The sequence below is a fragment of the Palleronia pelagia genome, from assembly GCF_900110115.1.
Lineage (GTDB): Bacteria > Pseudomonadota > Alphaproteobacteria > Rhodobacterales > Rhodobacteraceae > Palleronia > Palleronia pelagia.
Genome location: NZ_FOCM01000006.1, coordinates 193,518 through 215,029, shown reverse-complemented (window position 1 = coordinate 215,029; position 21,512 = coordinate 193,518). Strand labels below are relative to the sequence as shown.

The 21,512-nt window shown below is 68.8% G+C and carries 17 protein-coding genes; 14 read left to right on the top strand and 3 right to left on the bottom strand.

Annotated features, from left to right (window positions below; genetic code table 11):
- Window positions 1-129: 129 nt before the first annotated feature.
- From BMX96_RS13990 to BMX96_RS13935, 12 genes are all read left to right on the top strand, one after another.
- Complete coding sequence (locus tag BMX96_RS13990; RefSeq protein WP_091846057.1) at window positions 130-1,182, top strand: ABC transporter ATP-binding protein; 1,053 nt, start codon at window positions 130-132, stop codon at window positions 1,180-1,182.
- A complete protein-coding gene (locus tag BMX96_RS13985) occupies window positions 1,179-1,667 on the top strand; it encodes an ester cyclase (protein WP_091846056.1) in 489 nt (162 codons plus the stop codon). The genes BMX96_RS13990 and BMX96_RS13985 overlap by 4 nt, the downstream gene beginning before the upstream one ends.
- A 4-nt stretch (window positions 1,668-1,671) precedes the next feature.
- Entirely contained in the window at window positions 1,672-2,976 is a 1,305-nt protein-coding gene (gene hisD / locus BMX96_RS13980; RefSeq protein ID WP_091846055.1) for a histidinol dehydrogenase, read from the top strand.
- Window positions 2,973-3,626 carry a hypothetical protein gene (locus tag BMX96_RS13975; RefSeq protein WP_091846054.1) on the top strand — a complete coding sequence of 218 codons (654 nt, stop codon included), beginning with the start codon at window positions 2,973-2,975 and terminating at the stop codon, window positions 3,624-3,626. The genes hisD and BMX96_RS13975 overlap by 4 nt, the downstream gene beginning before the upstream one ends.
- Window positions 3,623-4,387: an SDR family NAD(P)-dependent oxidoreductase gene (locus BMX96_RS13970; protein WP_091846053.1), complete on the top strand. Its 765-nt coding sequence runs from the start codon at window positions 3,623-3,625 to the stop codon at window positions 4,385-4,387. The genes BMX96_RS13975 and BMX96_RS13970 overlap by 4 nt, the downstream gene beginning before the upstream one ends.
- Complete coding sequence (locus BMX96_RS13965) at window positions 4,384-5,400, top strand: LacI family DNA-binding transcriptional regulator (protein WP_091846052.1); 1,017 nt, start codon at window positions 4,384-4,386, stop codon at window positions 5,398-5,400. The genes BMX96_RS13970 and BMX96_RS13965 overlap by 4 nt, the downstream gene beginning before the upstream one ends.
- Window positions 5,388-6,362, top strand: coding sequence for a nuclear transport factor 2 family protein (locus BMX96_RS13960; RefSeq protein ID WP_139210108.1), 975 nt, complete (start codon window positions 5,388-5,390; stop codon window positions 6,360-6,362). The genes BMX96_RS13965 and BMX96_RS13960 overlap by 13 nt, the downstream gene beginning before the upstream one ends.
- A 4-nt stretch (window positions 6,363-6,366) precedes the next feature.
- Window positions 6,367-6,816: an SRPBCC family protein gene (locus BMX96_RS13955; protein WP_175481752.1), complete on the top strand. Its 450-nt coding sequence runs from the start codon at window positions 6,367-6,369 to the stop codon at window positions 6,814-6,816.
- Complete coding sequence (locus BMX96_RS13950; protein WP_091846049.1) at window positions 6,813-7,763, top strand: cupin domain-containing protein; 951 nt, start codon at window positions 6,813-6,815, stop codon at window positions 7,761-7,763. Before BMX96_RS13955 ends, BMX96_RS13950 begins: the two co-directional genes overlap by 4 nt.
- Window positions 7,763-8,395 (top strand): class I SAM-dependent DNA methyltransferase, encoded by a 633-nt coding sequence (locus BMX96_RS13945; RefSeq protein WP_091846048.1) that lies wholly within the window; start codon window positions 7,763-7,765, stop codon window positions 8,393-8,395. Before BMX96_RS13950 ends, BMX96_RS13945 begins: the two co-directional genes overlap by 1 nt.
- Window positions 8,396-8,491: 96 nt before the next feature.
- A complete protein-coding gene (locus BMX96_RS13940) occupies window positions 8,492-9,142 on the top strand; it encodes an HAD family hydrolase (RefSeq protein WP_091846047.1) in 651 nt (216 codons plus the stop codon).
- Between the two features lie 37 nt (window positions 9,143-9,179).
- Window positions 9,180-10,295 carry a cobalamin-independent methionine synthase II family protein gene (locus tag BMX96_RS13935; RefSeq protein WP_091846046.1) on the top strand — a complete coding sequence of 372 codons (1,116 nt, stop codon included), beginning with the start codon at window positions 9,180-9,182 and terminating at the stop codon, window positions 10,293-10,295.
- Window positions 10,296-10,332: 37 nt separating this feature from the next.
- Here BMX96_RS13935 and BMX96_RS13930 read toward each other — a convergent pair whose 3' ends face one another.
- Entirely contained in the window at window positions 10,333-11,649 is a 1,317-nt protein-coding gene (locus tag BMX96_RS13930) for a GH1 family beta-glucosidase (RefSeq protein ID WP_214606855.1), read from the bottom strand.
- Between the two features lie 135 nt (window positions 11,650-11,784).
- Complete coding sequence (gene smc, locus BMX96_RS13925; protein WP_091846044.1) at window positions 11,785-15,234, bottom strand: chromosome segregation protein SMC; 3,450 nt, start codon at window positions 15,232-15,234, stop codon at window positions 11,785-11,787.
- Between the two features lie 330 nt (window positions 15,235-15,564).
- Here smc and dprA point away from each other — a divergent pair, with 330 nt between their 5' ends.
- Together dprA and topA are read left to right on the top strand one after the other, a co-directional pair.
- On the top strand, window positions 15,565-16,971 hold the full coding sequence (gene dprA / locus BMX96_RS19970; protein ID WP_407944670.1) for a DNA-processing protein DprA: 1,407 nt from the start codon (window positions 15,565-15,567) through the stop codon (window positions 16,969-16,971).
- 639 nt (window positions 16,972-17,610) lie between these two features.
- Entirely contained in the window at window positions 17,611-20,346 is a 2,736-nt protein-coding gene (topA, locus tag BMX96_RS13915) for a type I DNA topoisomerase (RefSeq protein ID WP_091846043.1), read from the top strand.
- On the opposite strand, the gene BMX96_RS13910 is transcribed toward topA, so the two are convergent.
- Entirely contained in the window at window positions 20,343-21,431 is a 1,089-nt protein-coding gene (locus BMX96_RS13910; RefSeq protein WP_091846042.1) for a Hint domain-containing protein, read from the bottom strand. The genes topA and BMX96_RS13910 overlap by 4 nt on opposite strands.
- Between the last annotated feature and the right edge of the window lie 81 nt (window positions 21,432-21,512).

Sequence of the window (21,512 nt, the reverse complement as noted above, 5' to 3'; positions counted from 1 at the left end):
GGCGACCGGGCGGCCACTTGGCAAGACCAAATTTCTCACGTGAGTGCGAAATTCCCCTTGGAATAGGGTTGCCGCAGTCAAATTGCCGCGGCTAAGGTGCTTGCAAACGTATGCAACACCGGGTGCGCCGTGGCCGAGATACAGCTGAAGAACGTGCACAAGCGCTGGGGCGATTTCGTCGGCGTGGCGGATTTCAACCTGACCATCGCGGACCGCGAATTCCTGGTGTTGCTGGGACCGTCGGGCTGCGGCAAGACCACGACCATGCGCATGATCGCGGGGCTCGAGGACGTGACCAGCGGCGACATCCTGGTCGACGGGCGGCGGATCAACGATCTCGACCCCAAGGACCGCGACGTGGCCATGGTGTTCCAGTCCTACGCGCTCTACCCGAACATGGATGTCTACGAGAACATCCGCTTCCCGCTGAAGGTGCGAAAGACCAACGAGGCCGACCACGACGCCGCCGTGCGCCGCGCCGCCGAGATGGTCGAGCTGACCGATTTCCTGCACCGCCGCCCCAAGGAGCTTTCGGGCGGCCAGCGCCAGCGCGTGGCCCTGGCCCGTGCCATCGTCCGCACCCCCAACGCGTTCCTGATGGACGAGCCGCTGTCGAACCTCGACGCCAAGCTGCGGGTCAGCACCCGCGCGCAGATCAAGAACCTGTCCCACGAGCTGAAGGTCACCACGATCTACGTCACCCACGACCAGATCGAGGCGATGACGCTGGCCGACCGTGTCGTCGTGATGCAGCGGGGCGTGATCCAGCAGGTGGGCACCCCGACCGAGATCTACGACAACCCGTCCAACACCTTCGTCGCGGGCTTCATCGGCAGCCCGGCCATGAACCTGATGGACGGCACCCTGAAGGACGGCACGTTCGAGGCCGACAAGGTCCGCATCCCGGGCCTGACCGGCCCCGACGGACCGGTGACGCTGGGCTTCCGGGCCGAGGACGCGACGCTGGCCGAGGACGGGCAATTACGCGCGTCGATCTACTCGCTCGAACTGCTGGGCGAGGCGACGATGGTCACCATGCGCGCGGGCGGCACGCTGGTTTCGGTCAAGGCCGACAAGGACTACCGCGCCGAGATCGGGACCGAGGTGTCGGTGTCTATCCCGCCGGGCATCTGCCACCTGTTCGACCGCGACAGCGGCGAACGGCTGGGGACGAACCGATGAGCGGGCGGGACGCGAGATCGCAGGCCACGCTCGACGCGGTGAAGCGGATGGAAGACGGGCTCGCCGCCGGCGAGAACGACATGACCCGCTATTTCCACGGGGACTTCCTGTGGCGCGGCAACCAGGGCTGCGGCACCAAGCGCGGGGTCGAGGAATTCCGCCGCAACTGGCAACTGCCGCTGCGCGCGGCCTTCACCGACCGCGACTACAGGACCGAGCATTTCATGGCCGACGGCGACTGGGCCGCCTGCTGGGGTCATATCGAGGCCACGCATTCCGGCACCTTCATGGGCATCCCCGCCACCGGCAAACGCGTGAGGATCCCGTACATGGATTTCTGGCGCGTCGAGGACGGGCGCATCGCCGACAACCCCGTCTCGGTCGATTTCGCCGCCGTTTGCGCGCAGCTGGGCCGGGACGTGTTCGACGGCCACGGCTGGGAAGCCTTCGACGAAGGCCGCGCCACACCGTCCGAGCCGGAGTAAACCGATGGAATATCTGAAGACCGCCAAGTCCCAGTCCGAGCGCGCCGATGACGACGCACAGGTGCGCGCCACGGTCGAGGCGACCCTGCGCGAGATCGAGACGCGCGGCGACGCCGCCGTGCGCGAGTTGGCCGCGAAGTTCGACAACTACACGCCCGAATCGTTCCGGCTGAGCCAGTCGGACATCGACGCCCTGATGGCCGAGCTGTCCGAGCAGGAGTTGCACGACATCAAGTTCGCGCAGGAGCAAGTGCGCAACTTCGCCCAGGCCCAGCGCGACACCATGCTGGATCTCGAGGTCGAGCCGCTGCCGGGCGTCATCCTGGGTCACAAGACCATCCCCGTGCAATCGGTGGGCTGCTACGTGCCCGGCGGCAAGTTCCCCATGGTGGCCAGCGCCCACATGTCCGTGGCCACGGCCAGCGTCGCGGGCGTGCCGCGCATCGTGGCCTGCACCCCGCCCTTCAAGGGCAAGCCCAACCCGGCCGTGATCGCCGCCATGCACTTGGGCGGCGCGCACGAGATCTACGTGCTCGGCGGCATCCAGGCGGTGGGCGCCATGGCGCTGGGGACCGAGACCATCGACCACGTCCACATGCTGGTGGGTCCCGGCAACGCGTTCGTCGCCGAGGCCAAGCGCCAGCTGTTCGGCCGTGTCGGCATCGACCTGTTCGCCGGCCCGACCGAGACGCTGGTCATCGCCGACGATACCGTCGATGCCGAGATCTGCGCCACCGACCTGCTGGGCCAGGCCGAGCATGGCTACAACTCGCCCGCCGTCCTGCTGACCACCTCGCGCAAGCTGGCCGAGGCGACGCTGGCCGAGATCGACCGCCTGCTGGCGATCCTGCCCACCGCCGACACCGCCAGCGCCTCGTGGCGCGACTACGGCGAGGTGATCGTCTGCGACGACCACGACGAGATGCTGAAGGTCGCCGACGACATTGCGTCCGAGCATGTGCAGGTCATGACCGACCGGGACGATTGGTATCTCGAGAACATGACCTGCTACGGCGCGCTGTTTTTGGGGCCGCGCACCAACGTGGCCAATGGTGACAAGGTGATCGGCACCAATCACACGCTGCCCACGAAGAAGGCCGGGCGCTATACCGGCGGTCTCTGGGTCGGCAAGTTCCTGAAGACCCACAGCTACCAGAAGATCCTGACCGACGAGGCGGCCGCGATGATCGGCGCCTACGGGTCGCGGCTGTGCATGCTGGAAGGGTTCGTCGGCCATGCCGAGCAGTGCAACCTGCGCGTCCGCCGCTATGGCGGTCGCAACGTGCCTTACGGCGAGGCCGCGGAATGAGACGCCGCCCGCGAAGTTACACCGCGCTGGAGGATCTGGGCCGCGTGCGGCTGTCGCGCCATTTCTTCCTGCGCGACTTCCTGTTCTCCGAGATCGGGTGCTTCTACGGGCAGGCCAACATCCCCGACGATCCCGACCTGCTGGTCACGGCCGGCACCCGGCTGTGCGTGGAGTTGCTCGACCCGCTGGTCGAGACCTTCGGCCCGATCCACGTGCGGTCGGGCTATCGCTCGCCCGACCTGAACCATTTCGGCGCGACCGAGGTACGGCCGCAGAAATGCTCGCGCAACGAACTGAATTACGGCGGCCACATCTGGGACCGGCGCGACGCGGACGGCGCCATGGGGGCGACCGTCTGCATCGTTGTGCCGTGGTTCGCGGATGGCTACGCGCGGGGGCGTGACTGGCGCGACCTCGCCTGGTGGATCCACGACCACCTGCCCTATTCCGAGCAGCAGTTCTTCCCCAGGCTCGCGGCCCTGAACCTCACCTGGTCCGAGCGGCCGAAGCGCAAGATCGCCAGCTACATCGCGCCGCGCGGCACGCTTCTGGCGGCGGGTGACGCACCGTCCGAACCCACGGCCGCGCGCGCGGCCCGCTATGCCGATTTCCCGCCCTTCCGGGGCATCCATTACCCGGAGGCCGCATGACCCTGCCCCGCACACCGTCCTTCCGGATCGATGGGCGCCGCGCTCTGGTGGCCGGCGCCTCCTCGGGCATCGGCGAAGGCTGCGCCGTGGCGCTGGCCGAGGCGGGCGCCGAGGTGACGCTGGTCGCCCGCTCGGCCGACAATCTCGACGCCCTGGCAACCGAGATGCGGGCCGAGGGCTGGCGGGCCGAGACTCTGCCGCTCGACATCACAGACATCGACGCGACGGCACGGGCAGTGGTCGAACGCGGCCCCTTCGACATCCTGGTGAACTCGGCCGGGTTGGCCCGCCACAGCGCGGCCACCGACACCACGGCGCAGGATTTCGACGCTGTCAGCCAGCTGAACATCCGCGCCGCCTATTTCCTGACGCAGGCCGTGGCGAACGGCCTTCTGGCGGCGGACAAACCGGGCAGCCTCATCAATATCTCGAGCCAGATGGCCCATGTGGGCGGGATCGACCGCGCGGTCTATTGCGCCACCAAGCACGCGGTCGAGGGCTTCACCAAGTCCATGGCGATCGAATGGGGCCCCAAGGGCATCCGCGTGAACACGATCTGCCCCACCTTCATTCGCACGCCCCTGACCGAGCCCACCTTCAGCGACCCCGAGCGGGTGGCCTGGGTGCAATCCAAGATCAAGCTGGGGCGCGTCGGCAAGGTCGAGGACATCATGGGCGCCGTGGTCTACCTGGCGTCGGACGCGGGCGCGCTGGTCACCGGGACGTCGCTGCTGGTCGACGGGGGGTGGACGGCGGAATGAACAGCCAGGTCACATCGCTGGACGTGGCCCGGCTGGCCGGTGTCAGCCAGTCGGCGGTCAGCCGCGTGTTCTCGGGCGCCTCGGCCAGCGCGGCCACCGCCCAGAAGGTCCGCCGCGCGGCCGCGGAGCTGGGCTATCGCCCCAATCCCTGGGCCCGGGCGATGATCACCGGGCGGTCGGGCATCATCGGGCTGGTGGTCGCCTATTTCGACAATCCGTTCTACCCGGTCGCGCTGGAACTGCTGTCGCGCGCGCTGAAGGCCGAGGGTTACCGCATCCTCGTCTTCACCGTCGGCAACAGTCCGTCCGAGATCGAAAGCGTCATGGACGAACTGACGGCCTATCGCGTGGACGGGATCATCACCGCGTCGGTTGCGATGACCAACGACCTGACCGACCGCTGCGCGCAGGCGGGCATTCCCATCGTCCTGTTCAACCGCGGGCAGGACGGGGTCGGCCTGTCCTCGGTCACCTCGGCCAATGACGCGGGCGCGCGGCAGGTCGCGCGGTTTCTCGTCGCGGGCGGGCACCAGCGGATCGCCCACGTGGCGGGGTGGCAGCAATCCTCGACCGGGCGCGACCGCCTGCTGGGCTTCGAGGCCGGGCTGGCCGAGGCGGGGACGGCGCCGGTCGCCGTGATCGACGGTCTTTACGACCGCGACGCGGCCCGCGCGGCCACGCTGGCGATGATGGACACAGCGACGCCACCCGACGCCATCTTCGTCGGCAACGACCACATGGCCTTCGCCGTAATGGACACGCTGCGCCACGAGATGGGGCTGTCGGTGCCGGGCGACGTGTCGGTCGTCGGCTTCGACGACGTGCCCATGGCCGCCTGGCCCGCCTACGACCTCACAACCGTGCGCCAGCCGGTGCGCCGCATGGTCGATTCCACGGTCGAGACGCTGGTGGCCCAGATCGCCGAGCCCGACCGCGCCCCGCAATCGATCCGGATCGACGCCGCGCTTGTCCTGCGCGGCTCGGCCCGCTGCCCCGAAGGATGGACCGAATGAGCTATTCCGCACAGTTCGCCGATTTTCCCAGCTACATCATCGGCATCACCAAGCAGATCTGGGAAGACCGCGGGATCGAGACGCTGAACCGCTATTACAGCGACGACATCGTCGTGCGCTCGCCCATGGGGATCCAGCGCGGCAACAAGGCGGTGATCGCCTCGACCATGGCCACCGTGCACGAATTTCCGGACCGCCAGCTTTTCGGCGAGGACGTGATCTGGTCCAACGATCCCGCCCACGGGCACCTGTCGTCGCACCGGCTGATCACCACGGCGACCCATACACGCGACGGGCAGTTCGGCCCGGCCACCGGCCGCGGCTGGACCGTGCGCGTCATCGCCGACTGCGCCGCGCGGGACGAGACGATCTACGACGAATGGCTGGTGCGCGACTATGGCGGCATCGTCCGCGCCCTGGGGATGGACCCGCGCGCCTATGCGCAAGGCCTGATCGAGGCCGAGGGCGGCCCGGGCAGCGCGACCATGCCGTTCCGGCCCGAGGACGACATCGACGGCGGCTACCACGGGCGCGGCAACGACAACGCCTGGGGCGAGCGGTATGCCGCGACCCTGACCCGGATCATGGAGGCCGACTTCGCCCACATCCTCAAGGGCTATGACCGCGCGGTGATCGGCGACTACGCGGGTGGGCTGGCGACGCTGGGCCGCGAGGACGCGACCGGGTTCTGGGTCGGTCTGCGATCGTCCTTTCCCTCGGCCACCTTCACCATCCACCATCGGATCGGGATGGAGGGCGACATGCTGCCCCCGCGCGCCGCGATCCGCTGGTCGCTGGACGGGACCCACGACGGCTGGGGTGCCTTCGGCCGGCCCACCGGCGCGCGCGTCCACGTCATGGGGATGAGCCATGCCGAGTTCGGACCCTGGGGCCTTCGGCGCGAATACGGCTACTACGACGAAATCGCGATCTGGAAGCAGATCCTCCTGGCACAGGGATGACGCCATGGGGCATTTCACCGTCCACCTGACCCGGGATTTTCTCGCGCCGCCCGAGACGATCTTCGCGGGCTGGACGAACCCCGACTGGCACGCCCGGTTCGAGACGCCCGAGGGATCGGGCATGCGGCACGAAGGGTATGACACCCGCGCCGGCGGCACCGAGATCGTCGCCATCGAGCACGAGGGCACACGCATCGGAGAGATGATCGACGAGATCCGCGTCTGCGACCCACCCCATCGCCTGCTGGTCCAGGGCCGCGGCGTCTTCGGCGGCGCCTGCCGGATGACCATGCAGACGCTCGTGGAGTTCGAACCGCACGGTGACGGCACGCGGATGCACTGCACCAGCCAGATCGCCGCGCTCGACGACCAGCCCACCGAGGCGCAGGTGACCGAGGGCTGGACCACGATGCTCGACCGTTTCGAGACCCTTCTGAACGAGGACGCAACATGACCACCCCGACGACCGTCCGCTACGGCGAACTGATCCCCTGCAAGACCGCCTTCATCGACGCCCACACACCCGGGTCGGACCAGAAGGAGAACTTCACGATCATCGGCGGCGGCGTGAGCGAGGCCGCCGACCAGCACGTCCACATAAACGAACCCCACGGGTTCAATATCGGCGCAGCCGGTCAGCCGCCGCGCTGCCGAAACTCGCTCCATTCCCACCGCACGGCCGAGGTGTTCTTCGTCCTGTCGGGCCGTTGGCGGTTCTTCTGGGGCCGCTGGGGCGACGCGGGCGAGGTGCTGCTGGAACAAGGCGACATCATCAACATTCCCACCGGCATCTTCCGCGGGTTCGAGAACGTGGGCACCGATTACGGGATGATCATGGCGATCCTCGGCGGGGACGACGCGGGCGGCGGCGTCATCTGGGCCCCGCAGGTGATCGAGGACGCGCGCGACCATGGGCTGGTCCTGGGCGAAAACGGCAAGCTCTACGACACCAAGAAGGGCCAGACCCTTCCCGAGGGCGTGAAGCCCATGCCGGTCCTGACCGACGACGAGCTCGGAGCGTTCGAAGAGCTGACCCCGATGCAAGTCGTGGGCTGGGGCGTGCGCCGCTACAACGACATGGCCGCGCTGGCCAAGGACCGCGCCTGCAAGGTGATCGGCGAGAGCGGGATCATCCGCGACAAGCCGGGCTTCGACGTCGACCTGCTGACCCGGTCCTCGGCGCGCGAGGAGATGCACCAGCACGACCGGCCGTCTGTCCTGATGCCGGTGCGCGGACACTGGCGAGTAAACTGGCCCGGCGGCTCCGAGGTGATCGCCCCCGGCGACACCATGTCGGTGCCCGCCGACCTGCCCCACAACGCGCTGCCGTCCATGACGGGCGAGGCCGCGCTGTACCACGTGGTCGCCACCGACGACCCGGCGGGACCGTCGATGCGCTGATGACGGCGGCGGCGGACCTGGACAGCCTCGCGCGGCGGACGGGCGCGGTCTACGCGGCCCACGCGCACGCCTTCGACCGGGACCGGTCGCGGCACCTGGCCGAGGCCGGCTGGCTGCAACGCTTCGCCGCGCCCCTGCCGCCCCGTGCCCGCGTGCTCGACCTGGGCTGCGGCACCGGCGCGCCCGTCACCGGCTGGCTGCGCCGTCGCGGGATGCGGGTCACCGGGGTCGACATCGCGCGCCCCATGCTGGCCATCGCCCGGCGGCGCGGCCCGGTCGCGCCCCTGCGGTCGGGCGACATGCGCACGTTCGTTCCAAGACAAAAGGTCCACGGCATCCTTTCGTGGAACGGCTTCTTCCACCTGCGCCCGCTGCAGCAGGCACGGTGTTTCCGTCGCCTCGCGCGGCTGCTGCGCCCGGGTGGCCGGCTGATGCTGACCGTCGGCCCGGTGGCCGGCGAAACCACGGGCCGCGTGGCGGGAGAGGAGGTCTACCACGCCAGCCTCTCCCCCCGCACCTACCGGCGACTGTCCCGGCAGGCGGGCCTGGTGGTCGAGAGTTTGACCCTGTCGGACGCGACCTGCGGCGGGCACAGCGTGCTCCTGGCCCGCCGACGCCGGGGGCCGGCATGACCCGGCGCATGGCGGCAGACACGCGATCCGGCGGAACAATCCCGCGCGCCTGCGCGCTGGTCGGAGACTCAACGCATCCCCGACCGGAGCCCCCATATGCCCGCCTTCCTTATCGGATCGATCGGCGTACTCGCCGAAACCTCGCACCTGCAACGCGACGCCTTCAACCTCGCCTTCCGCGAGGCGGGGCTGGACTGGCACTGGAGCGAGGACGCCTATGCCGCGATGCTGACCAGATCCGGTGGGGCGCAGCGCATCCGCGACTATGCCGACAACCGCGACCAGCGCCTGGACGTGGGCCAGATCCATCGCCGCAAGACCGAGATCTTCTGCGACAAGCTGGCCGAGGGCGTGCCCCTGCGCGAGGGCGTGGCCGACACGCTGGACGAGACGCGCGCCGCCGGCTGGCGGCTGGGCTTCGTGACCACGACATCGGCGGCGAATGTGGACTGCGTTCTGGACGCGACGGGCCTGTCGCGCGGCACCTTCGACACCGTCGTGACCCGCGGCGACGTGGTCCAGTCCAAGCCGGCGCCCGATGCCTATTACCGCGCGCTGGCCGCGCTCGACTGCACCGCGGACGGATCCATCGCGATCGAGGACAATCCGGACGGCGTGACGGCGGCGAAAGACGCCGGGCTGACCTGCTTCGCCCTTCCGGGCCGGATGCACGCGCAGTCGAACTTCGCCCATGCCGACATGGTGCTGGACCGGTTGGCACCGGCGGTTGCCACACGATCAAGCTAGGCCCCGCGTGGCGGGGCGCAGGAAAAGGACCCCGACCATGACCCTTGCCACCCACGTTGGATCGCTGCCGCGCAGCCAGAAGATCGTCGACTTCATCTTCGCCCGCGAACGCGGCGAACCATATGACCCCGCCGATTTCGACGCCGCCATGGCCGAGGGCGTGGATTACGTGGTGCGCCGGCAGGTCGAGGCCGGCATCGACATCGTCAGCGACGGCGAGACCAGCAAGATCAGCTACGCCACCTACGTGAAGGACCGCTATACCGGCTTCGACGGCGACAGCCCCCGCAACGCGCCCGCGGACCTGAAGCAGTTCCCGACCTTCCTCAAGCGCCTAGCCGAAGGTGGCGGCACCCCGAAATACGCCCGTCCCATGTGCGTGGGCGAGGTGAAGTCCAAGGGCCAGGGCGAGCTCGAGAAGGACATCGCCAATCTCAAGGCCGCGATGGACGCGCACGGCGCCACCCGCGGCTTCATGAACGCGGCCAGCCCCGGCGTGATCTCGCTGTTCCTGCAGAACGCGCATTACAAGACGCGGGATGCCTACCTGGCCGCGCTGGCCGACGCGATGAAGGCGGAATACGAGACCATCGTCGGCGCAGGGCTGGACCTGCAACTCGATTGCCCCGACCTGGCGCTGTCGCGTCACATGCTGTTCAACGACCTGAGCGACGCGGACTTCGTGAAGGTAGCGCAGTCCCATGTCGAAGCGCTGGCCCACGCGCTGTCGGATGTCGACCCGGCCAAGGTGCGCGTTCACATCTGCTGGGGCAACTACGAGGGCCCCCATGTCTGCGACATCCCCATGGCCAAGATGTTCGACACGCTGATGTCGGTGCCCGCGCGCTATGTGCTGTTCGAGACGTCGAACCCCCGCCACGGCCACGAATGGTCGGTCTTCCGCGACCGCAAGGCCGACATCCCCGACGACAAGGTGCTGATCCCCGGCGTGGTCGACACCACCACCAACTTCGTCGAGCATCCCGAGCTGGTGGCCGAGCGCACCCGCCGCTTCGTCGATATCGTTGGGGCCGAACGGGTCATCGCCGGCAGCGATTGCGGGTTCGGCACCTTCGCCGGCTTCGGCGCGGTGGATCCGGAAATCGCCTGGGCCAAGCTCGCCTCGCTGGCCGAGGGCGCCCACGCGGCCTGATCGCCGGCGCCGGGTTCGCAGCCCGGCGCCGCGCCATTCAGCCGATCGCGTCCTTCAGCGCGTGATACGACGCCTTCGGGATCCGCTCCTGCGTGTCGTAATCCACGTAGACGATCCCGAACCGCTTGTCGTAGCCGAAGGACCACTCGTAGTTGTCCAGCAGCGACCAGGCGTAGTAGCCGCGCACCGGGGTGCCCTCGCCGATGGAGCGCAGGACCGATTTCAGGTGATCGTCGAAATACCGCACGCGCACCGGGTCCTTGACTGCGCCGTTGTCGAGATGGTCGTCCCCGGCCATGCCGTTCTCGGTAACGATCAGCGGCGTGTCCTGCGTGTACTCGCGCGCGATGCGGCTCAGCAGGTCGCCCAGGCCCTCGGGATAGATCTCCCATCCCATGTCGGTCTTGGGCAGCGGGCCGGGCACGTCCTCGAAGGCGGGCCAGACAGCGCCCGGCAGATCGCGCAGGGTGGTGCGGGTGTAGTAGTTCACGCCCAGCCAATCGATCGGCGCCGAGATCGCCGCCATGTCGTCCTGCCAGCCCTCGGGCATGTGCGCGCCCAGCCCCTCGAGAATATCGTCGGGGTACTGCCCCTTGGTGATCGCCTCGAGGAACCAGCGATTGTGGATCCCATCGAACCGGCGCGCGGCGTCCGTGTCGGCGTCGGTGTCCGGCTTGGGCCAGGCGAAGTTCAGAACGATGCCCGCGTCGGCCGTCGAGCCGCAATCGCGGATCGCCTTCATGCCTTCGGCGTGGGCAAGGTTGATGTGATGCATCGCGCGCGTCGCGGTGCGGATGTTGCGCACCCCCGGCGCGTGAAGCCCCAGGAAATGCGATAGCCACGCGACGCACCACGGCTCGTTGATGGTGGCCACGGCCTGCACCCGGTCGCCCAGCCGATCCATGACCGCGCGGGCGTAATCGCCGAAGGCCAGCGCGGTGTCGCGGTTCGACCAGCCGCCCCGGTCGGCAAAGACCTCGGGCAGTTCCCAGTGATAAAGCGTCAGCGACGGCTTCAGCCCGCGTGCCAGCGTCTCGTCCACCAGCTTGTCGTAGAAGGCCAGCCCCTCTTCGCTGACCGTGCGCCCGTCGGGCATCACGCGGGTCCAGGCGGACGAGAACCGGTAGGTGTCGAAATTCCCGTCCCTCACCAGGTCGAGGTCGGTGGCATAGCGGTTGTAGTGGTCGCAGGCCACATCGCCGTTCTCGCCATTCACCACGTTGCCCAGCGTCGCGGCGTAGCTGTCCCAGTGGGACCGGCCCACGGTGCCGTTCCGCGTGCCCTCGATCTGGTAGGCGGCGGTGGCGACGCCGAACTCGAAACCTTCGGGGAAGTCTTTCCGGGACATCGACAGTGGCATGGGGACCCTCCAATTTGCGGCGTGCCCCACACCTGCAGCCCGGACGCCGCTTGTCAACGCGGTCCCGCACCCCTTCATCTTTCCGAAAATACCTCCGGGGTGTGGGGGCTGGCCCCCACCGCGGCCGGGTCAGGCGACCATCTGTTCCGCCTTCTTCAGGTCGACCGAGACCAGCTGCGACACGCCCTGCTCGCCCATGGTCACGCCGAAGAGGCGGTCCATCCGCGCCATGGTCACCGCGTGGTGGGTGATGATCAGGAACCGCGTCTCGGTCTGGCGCGTCATCTCGTCCAGCATGTCGCAGAACCGCGTCACGTTGGCGTCGTCCAGCGGCGCGTCGACCTCGTCCAGCACGCAGATCGGCGCGGGGTTAGCAAGGAACACGGCAAAGATCAGCGCCATGGCCGTCAAGGTCTGCTCGCCCCCCGACAGAAGCGACAGGGTCGACAGCCGCTTGCCCGGCGGGCAGCACAGGATCTCGAGCCCGGCATCCAGCGGGTCGTCGGATTCCACCAATTCCAGCCGCGCCTCGCCGCCACCGAAAAGGTGCGTGAACAGCATGGCGAAGTTGCTGTTCACCTGTTCGAACGCCGTCAGCAGACGCTCGCGCCCCTCTCGGTTCAAACCGGCGATGCCCTTGCGCAGCTCGGCGATGGCGGCCTCGAGGTCGGCCTTCTCGTTGACCAGCGCCGCGTGCTCGGTCTCGACCTCGCGCGCGTCCTCTTCGGCCCGCAGGTTCACCGCGCCCAACCCGTCGCGCTGGCGCCGCAGCTTGGCGAGCTCTTCCTCGACCGCGTCCGCCGGGGGTAGCTCGTTCGGCCCGGTGTCGAGCGTGTCGCGCAGCTGCTCCGGCGTACGCTCAAGCACTTCCTCGATGCGGGCTTCGGCGGCCTGAACGGTTTCGCGCGCCGCGTCGCTCCGCGCCTCGGCGCTGGCGCGGGCCTCGCGCGCGGTGCCAGCGGCGCGCTCGGCGTCCCGCTCGGCCTGGGCGGCGTCGCGCAGAACCGTCTCGCCCTCGGCCAGCGCGTCGGACGACGCCGTGCGCCGCGCCTCGGCCGCCTCGATCCCGCTGGCCAGCTCGGCACGCTTGGCGGCAAGCGTCTCGGGAACGGCACGGGCCTCGGCCAGCTCGGCCTCGGTCTCGGCGTGGCGACGCTCGACCTCGGACAGGCGGGCGCCCGCGTTGTCCAGCCGGTTGCGCCAGCCGCCCAGGTCCTTGTCGATGGCGGCCAGCCGCCGGGCACGATCCTCGCCTTCGCGCTTCAGCTCGTCATGGGCGGACCGGCGCGCCATCATGGTCATGCGCGCGGCCTCGACCGTCATCTTCACGTCCTCGACGCGGGCGCGCTGCTGGGACAGGTCGGCAAGGCCCTCGAGGGCGCGCTCGGCCTCGGTCACCGCGCGCCGCGCCGCCATCGCCTCGTCATCGTGACGGGTCACGGCAAGGCGCGCGGTCTCGAGCTTGCCCTCGGCGAAGGTCCGGTCGGCCTCGGCCCGGCTCAGGCGACGGCCCAGGTCGGCCACCCGCGCGTCGGCCTCGCGCCGGGCCTGCCGGGCGTCGCGGTCGGCGGCGGTCAACTGGTCCAGCCGTTCGCGCAGGGCGTCGTGGGTCGCCTTGGCCTCGGCCGCGCGCGACTGCAGCGCCGCCAGGTCCTTGCGCAGCCCTTCCAGCCGGTTCACCTGCTGAAGCCGCAGCGCCGCCGCCGACGGCGCATCCGCCGCCGCCGTGACGTATCCGTCCCACCGCCAGAGATCACCGGCCGTGCTGACCAGCCGCTGTCCCGGCGCCAGCCGCGGCTGCAGCCGCGCCGCATCCTCGGGTGCGACGACGCCGACCTGCGCCAGCCGGCGCCGCAGCACGTTGGGCATGCGGACGTGGCCGGACAGGGGCGAAGCGCCCTCGGGCAGGGCCTGCGGCGCGGGATAGTCCGGCAGCGCGTGCCAGCCCGAGCCCTGCGACACCACCGGCGCGCGCAGGTCGTCGGCCAGCGCCGCGCCCAGCGCCGCCTCGAAACCGGGATCGACCGACAGGCTGTCCATCACCTGCCCGCCCTCGGCCGTGTCGCGGGCCACGAGCTTTTCCAGCGCGGCCGCCTCCGCGCCCAGCGCGCCCAGCTCGCCCTCGATCTCGGACCGGGCGGCGCGGGCATCGGATTCCTGCGACTGCACCTTGGCGCGGGCGTCCTCGGCTCCGGCCAGCGCGGCTTCGGCCCGTGCGGCAAGGGCCTGCGCCGCATCTTGCTCGGCGGCCGCCTCCTCCTGGGCCCCGTGGGCATTCTCCAGCGCCGCCTCGGCCTCGGAGACCGAACCGCGCGCGGCCTCGGCCCCGCGTTCGGCCCGCTCCAGCGTTTTGCGCCCGTCGGCCACCATGCGCTCGGCCGACTGGTGTCGGGCCGCCAGCCGGGCCACGTCCTCGGTCAATTGCGCCAGGGCGGCCTCGCGCTCGGACAGGACGGCACCCGCAGAACGCGCCTCCTCGGCGGCCCCGGCGAGGTCCCCCTCGAAGCCGTCCGCCGCGCGGACAAGCTCGGCGCGTTCCTGCTCCAGCTGCGCGATGCTGTCGCCCGCGTCGGCGTTCAGGGCCCGCTCCCGCTCGGCATCGCGGGACAGTTGGTCGAGCCGCTTCGACAGGGTTCCGATCGTGCTGTCGGCACGGCGGATCTGCTCGTCCAGCGTGCCACGCTCGACGCCCAGACGCTGAACCAGCGCGGCGGCGATGGCGTCCTCCTCGCGCAGCGGCGGCAGGGCGGTCTCGGCGGCCTCGCGGGCGCGGGCGGCCGCGACCGCGGCGCGTTCGGCGCGCGCGGCCTCGGTCACGTGGCCCGACAGCGCGGCCTCGGCATCGGCCCGCGCGGCGTCGGCATCGCGCCAGCGGATATAGAGAAGCAATCCCTCGGCCTGCCGCAGCCGCGCGCCGATCTCGCGGTACCGCGCAGCCTGCTTCGCCTGACGGGCCAGCTGTGCCAGCTGCGCCGCCAGGTTTTCGATCACGTCATCGACGCGGGTCAGGTTGGATTCGGCACCCTTCAGCTTCAGCTCGGCCTCGTGCCGCCGCTGGTAAAGGCCCGAAATGCCCGCCGCCTCTTCCAGAATCCGGCGGCGCGCCGTGGGCTTGGCGTTGATCAGCTCGGAAATCTGGCCCTGCCGGACCAGGGCGGGCGAATGCGCGCCGGTCGAGGCATCGGCGAACAGCATCTGCACGTCCCGCGCCCGCACGTCCTTGCCCGCCGCCTTGTAGGCCGAGCCCGCGTCGCGGGTGATGCGGCGCACGATCTCGATCTGGTCGTGCTCGTTGAAGGCGGCGGGCGCCAGCCGGTCCGCGTTGTCGATATGCAGCGAAACTTCGGCGAAATTGCGCGCCGGCCGGCTGGAGGCGCCGGCGAAGATCACGTCTTCCATCCCGCCGCCGCGCATGGCCGTCGGGCGGTTCTCGCCCATCACCCAGCGCAGCGCCTCAAGCAGGTTCGACTTGCCGCAACCATTGGGCCCGACCACGCCGGTCAGCCCGTCGTGGATGACCAGGTCGGTCGGGTCCACGAAGGATTTGAAGCCATTGAGTCGAAGTCGGGTAAATCGCATGGGAGATCCGGTCCGGCGGGAATCGGGGCCAGTGTCCGGGCCAGGGGGCTGGGCTGTCAAGCAAGAGCCCCAAAATCCGCCGAGCGTTTGCAGCTTATCCACAAGATATGGGGGCCGCGTCCAGATATGCAGGCGCCGTACCCAAGCGACGCGCCGCAAGACCGACCGCGCCCGCGAATGCTGCAATAGAAGAAAATTCACCGGGCTTAACAGATGGATAGCAAAAAGCGCTGCTCCGCCCGCCCGCCATTAAGACACGCTTAACCATCCGGCACGCACAGTCCTCGTGCAATTGACGGAGCCAGGACGGTCTTGGATTTATTCCCTTCCATCACCCCCCTCACCCCACCCCACTCCGAGGAAGAATGGCTCGACTGGCTCCGTCTCTTGCGCTCACGCCGGGTGGGCGTCAGCACCTTTTTCCGCCTCATGACCGAACACGGAAGCGCCGCCGCGGCACTGGACGCGCTGCCGGCCATCGCCACGGCCGCCGGTGTGTCGGACTATGCGCCCGTCGGCCGCGACAGCGCCGCGGACGAGCTGCGGCGCGGCCGTCTCGCCGGTGCGCGACTGATCGCCTGGGGCAGTGACGCGTATCCCCCTGCGCTGGCCGACATCCCCGACCCGCCACCCCTGCTCTGGGCACTGGGCCGACCCGCGATGATGGCACAGGCCACCGTGGCCATGGTCGGCGCGCGCAACGCGTCGTCGCTGGGGCTGCGCATGGCGCGGTCGATGGCCGACGGGCTGGGGCGCGAGGGCATCGTGACCGTTTCCGGCCTTGCCCGCGGCATCGATACCGAGGTTCACAAGGCCACGCTGGCCACCGGGACGATCGCCGTGATGGCCGGCGGGGTGGACGTGGTCTATCCGCCCGAGAACGCGGTGCTGGCACGCGAGATCGAGGAGCATGGCCTGATCCTGTCGGAACAGCCCATCGGCCTGAAGCCGCAGGCGCGGCACTTCCCGCGCCGCAACCGGTTGATCGCGGGCCTGTCGCGCGGCGTTCTGGTCGTCGAGGCGGCGGCGAAATCGGGCAGTCTCATCACCGCGCGCGACGCCCTGGACCAGGGCCGCGAGGTCTGGGCGGTGCCCGGCCACCCGTTCGACGCCCGCGCCGCCGGCTGCAACATGCTGATCCGGGACGGTGCCACGCTGGTACGCGGTCCACGTGATATTGCCGAAGCGCTGGCTGCCTTGCCCGCGCAAAGCGTCGCGGCGGCGGTACCGGCCGATGAAGACGCGCGCAGGACCACGGACCCCGTTGTGGCGGGGGCGACAGCGGTGGATCGGAACGCCCGGGCTCAGACAGAACAATCCAACACGGAGGAGGCGCCACGATCCGCATCGAATGGCTCCGGTGCCGACGAGCGCGCGACTGCGGATCCTGATCGCTCTGAACAGGCGATCTCCCCGGCAGCGACGGGAAAGGCAACATCGGAAGACACGGCACCGCGACCGGACGCCTCGCTGGGTGCTCAGCAAGCTGATCGGAAGGCGAAACACGCTCGCACCGCCGCGGAGATACCGCAAAACCGGCCGGCGCCGAGAAGCCTGTCCGAGACCGCGGCCCTCCACCAGCAGATCCTCGACCGGCTGGGGCCGTCACCCACCTCGGAGGACCAGCTCATCCGCGATCTCGGCCAATCCACGTCGCGCGTCACCGCCGAGATCGTGACCCTGGAACTCGACGGTCGCATCCTGCGGCAACCCGGCGGGCTGCTGAGCCGGGTCTGACCAACCAGATCCAAAGTGTCCGATCAGCGAAGAATGCCATCGCGGAGGAAACGAAACCGCGCAGGGCAACAGAGGCTCAGGCTGCACGGGCGCGCGAGCCGCGACGTCGTTCAGGCGATCATCGGTGTGCAGCGGGATCTGGCCGTCGTGACGGAGCAGAACTGAACGAGCGACCGAAGTAAGGCGCACACCATCGGCGTCGAGGACCTGGGCCCAGAAGACCGACTCACTGGTCCAGCGAGGCCGACCATGGACCACCTTTATTCCACCGTTCACATGCGCGCGAACCTGCGGCAGGCCACGAGGTCGCGTGGCGCGCCTCGCTGCAGGGTCCGGCCGCACCAGCAATTTGCGCCATCCCATACGCACGGACTGAAAGGCGCCAAGGACCCGCGTCCGCAGTGACAAACAGGGCCGAAAGGATGCGCTTCGCTGTAGGGTCAACAGCCTATCAGCGAGGTTGAGACGCTGGCGCCACGCTATCCGCTTCGGGCCATCCGACGCCTCCACCGCCCAGCCGCCGCACACCCGATTGCGACTTGCGCCGCGCCGCCCCCGGGCCTAGGCCGATTGACAAGCCGTGGGCCGACCCCACATTTTGCGCCGCCACATCCCGCGTCGCGTGAGCAAGGAAATTTCATGCCGGTCGTCGTCGTCGAATCGCCTGCCAAGGCCAAGACCATCAACAAGTATCTCGGTCCCGATTACACCGTGCTGGCCTCGTACGGGCACGTTCGCGACCTGCCGCCGAAGGATGGATCCGTCGACCCCGAGCACGATTTCGACATGAAGTGGGAGATCGCGAGCGACAGCAAGAAGCACGTCAAGGCGATCGCCGACGCGCTGAAGGACGACAACGCGCTGATCCTCGCCACCGACCCCGACCGCGAGGGCGAGGCGATCAGCTGGCACCTCCAGGAGGCGCTGAAGAACCGCAAGGCGATCAAGAAGGACACGCCCGTCAGCCGGGTTGTCTTCAACGCGATCACCAAGTCCGCCGTGACCGAGGCGATGAAGAACCCGCGCCAGGTGCACGAGCCGCTGGTCGAGGCGTATCTCGCGCGCCGGGCGCTCGACTATCTCGTGGGCTTCAATCTCAGCCCCGTGCTCTGGCGCAAGCTGCCCGGCGCGAAATCGGCGGGCCGGGTGCAGTCGGTCTGCCTGCGCCTGATCGTCGAGCGCGAGATGGAGATCGAGGCGTTCCGGCCGCGCGAATACTGGCAGGTGAAGGCCCTGCTCACGACGCCCCGTGGCCAGGATTTCGAAGCGCGCCTGACCACCCTTGCCGGCAACAAGCTGGACCGCTTCAGCCTCCAGAACGAGACGCAGGCCGAAATGGCCGTGCAGGCGGTGACGTCGCGCAAGCTCAAGATCGACTCGGTCGAGGCGAAGCCCACGACCCGCAACCCCGCGCCCCCCTTCATGACGTCGACCCTGCAGCAGGAAGCCAGCCGCAAGTTCGGCATGGGCGCGCGGGCCTGCATGTCGACGGCGCAGCGGCTGTACGAGGCCGGGCACATCACCTACATGCGGACCGACGGCATCGACATGGCGCCCGAGGCCGTGACCGGCGCGCGCGACGCCATCGCCCAGCGCTATGGCAAGGACTACGTGCCCGGCAGCCCGCGCATCTACAAGAACAAGGCGAAGAACGCGCAGGAAGCGCACGAATGCATCCGGCCCACCGACATGACCAAATCGGTCGACGATCTGGACATCCGCGACGGCGACCAGCGCAAGCTTTACGACCTGATCTGGAAGCGGACGCTGGCCAGCCAGATGGAAGCCGCCAAGATGGAGCGGACGACCGTCGACATCGCCGATTCCGACCGCCAGGTCGTGCTGCGCGCCACCGGCCAGGTCGTCACGTTCGACGGCTTCCTGCGCGTCTACGAGGAAGGCCGCGACGACGTCACCGACGAGGATGACAAGCGCCTGCCCCAGATCATGGAGGGCGAGACCGCCGCGTTCTCGAAGGCCGGCCTGCAAGGCGATTTCGCCAAGGCCGACAAGCGCGATGACGTGGTCGCGGACGAGGCCCCGGGCATGCGCAGGAACGGCAGCGCGGTCCTGTCCGAGAACGCCGCCGTGCTCGCGACCCAGAGCTTCACCCAGCCGCCGCCGCGCTACACCGAGGCGACGCTGGTGAAGCGGATGGAGGAGCTCGGGATCGGGCGGCCGTCGACCTATGCCTCGATCGTCACCACGATCCAGGACCGCGAGTATGTCCGCAAGGACGGCAACCGGCTGATCCCCGAGGACAAGGGCCGGCTGGTGATCGCCTTCCTCGAGAACTATTTCCGCCGCTACCTAGAATACGACTTCACCGCCGACCTCGAAGACCAGCTCGACCACGTGAGCGCGGGCGACCAGGACTGGAAGGATCTGCTGTCGCGGTTCTGGCGCGATTTCTCGGCCGCCATCGCCGAGACGTCCGAACTGCGCATCACCGATGTGCTGGAGAAGATCAACGAGGTGCTCGAGCCGCACCTGTTCCCGCCGAACCCCGATGGCAGCGACCCGCGCCTGTGCCCCAATTGCGGCGCCGGGCGGCTTTCGATGCGCACCGCGCGGTCCGGCGGGGCGTTCATCGGCTGCTCGAACTATCCGGAATGCCGCTATACCCGGCCCTTCGGCCCGCCCGACCCGGAGGCCGAGAAATCGGCGATCCCGCCCGAGGGCAAGCTGCTGGGCGAGGACCAGGGCGACGAGATCCGCGTCTTCAAGGGCCGGTTCGGCCCCTACGTCCAGCGCGGAGAGGCAACCGAAGAGAACAAGAAGCCGCCGCGGCAGTCGGTGCCGAAGGACTGGCCCCCGGAAGAGCTCGAGCTCGAGCGCGCCGTGATGCTGCTTTCGCTGCCGCGCGAGATCGGGCCGCACCCCGAGGACGGCGTGACCGTCTGGGCCAATATCGGCCGCTACGGCCCCTACCTCAAACACGCCGAAAGCACGTCGGACCGGGGCGGGACCAACGCCAACCTGGAAACGCTCGACGATGTCTGGACCGTGGGCATGAATCGCGCCGTGCAGCTTCTGGCCGAAAAGAAGGCCAGCCGCGGCGGGCGCGGCCAGGCGGCGGCGCCCCTGCGCGAGCTGGGCGAGCATCCGCAGGCCGGCGGCCCCGTGAACGTGATGAAGGGCAAATACGGCCCCTACGTGAAATGGGAGAAGATCAACGCGACCATCCCCGACACGATGGATCCCGAGGACATCACCATCGACCAGGCCGTGGTCCTGATCGAGGAACGCGCGGCCAAGTCCGGCAAGAAGGTGACCCGCGCCAAGAAGGCGGCGCCGAAGAAGTCCGCGGCGAAGAAGTCGACGGCGACCAAGAAGAAACCGGCCGCCAAGAAGACAGCGAAGAAGACGGACTAGGCGCTTCGCGCCTGGTCCTGCTCCGGATCCGGCACCCAGAGCGGATCGCCGCTCCTCCGGTGTTGACCGATCAGTTTTCGGCAGACCCGTCCCGAGGGGATCGGCCGCGCCGGCTCCATCGGTGTGGTAACGGGCAGGCGTCTTCCGATGGATGCTGCGGCAACCGGTCCGATCAGGAAGCTTTCCGTCTCGCATCCCTCGGCGACAACGATCTCGTGCCGATCGAAGAGAATGTGGAAATAGCACACGGACGTCATGCCCTTTTCCACAGCGACGCCGGGCAGCCCCGCCAGCCGGATCGCGGGAACCAGGACTTCCGCGCGCCCGGTGGCGGACATGACCAGTTGCGATCGCACCAGAATTCGATGCTGCCGCGACACCAATAGATCCCGCTCGGGGCAATCTTCCCCCAAAGCTCCGGCCCGGATCCGGATCGGCCGACGCGCGCCCTGCGCGGAGTGGTGCGATCGGCGCACCCAACGCACGGGCCGCGCTCCGTGGTCTCGGGTCAGGACGAGATCGCCGGCACGCAGATATTCGACCGGAACCGCGCCCTGCGGGGTGAGCAAACGGCTCCCTGCCGCGAAGCAGGCGACGAAGGCATCGGGTTCGGCCGCCGTGTTCAGCCCGGAAAAGGTATCCTGCAGCACCGAGTCGATGTGGATCGACCGAATGGGCGCATCATTCAACGGGTCATTCCCGGCCGATCCCGCAACGTCCGGAACGAAGAACATCCGCCCCGAGACGTCCTGAACCAGACCGATATAGGTCTGTGCAGTCGAACCATTCGTGTAGGTGATGGTGATGTTGTAGGCGGTCGTGCTGTCCAGCGTCTGGAGCACGCCATCATAGCGCAGCCCCTCACCTGCCGGGCTGTTTCCCAGATCATTGTCCGAGATCTGCCCGTTGGAATTCGAGTCGACCATGGTCAGCGAGACGAGATTGTTGTCGACCAGCGGTGCGGCGGACGATCCGAAGGTCGTGCCCACGAGGTCGGCCGCGTTCTCGGTACGGGAATTGCTTTCGGTCGGATCAAGATCCGCCCGCACCCCGAGATAAAAGGCTTCGACTATCGTGTCGGGCAATTAAGCCCCTCCGCACTGCTCAGCGCGCTTTAATCCGACAAGGTTAATAACAAGTTAAGATCTCTCGGCACGGGATTTGAC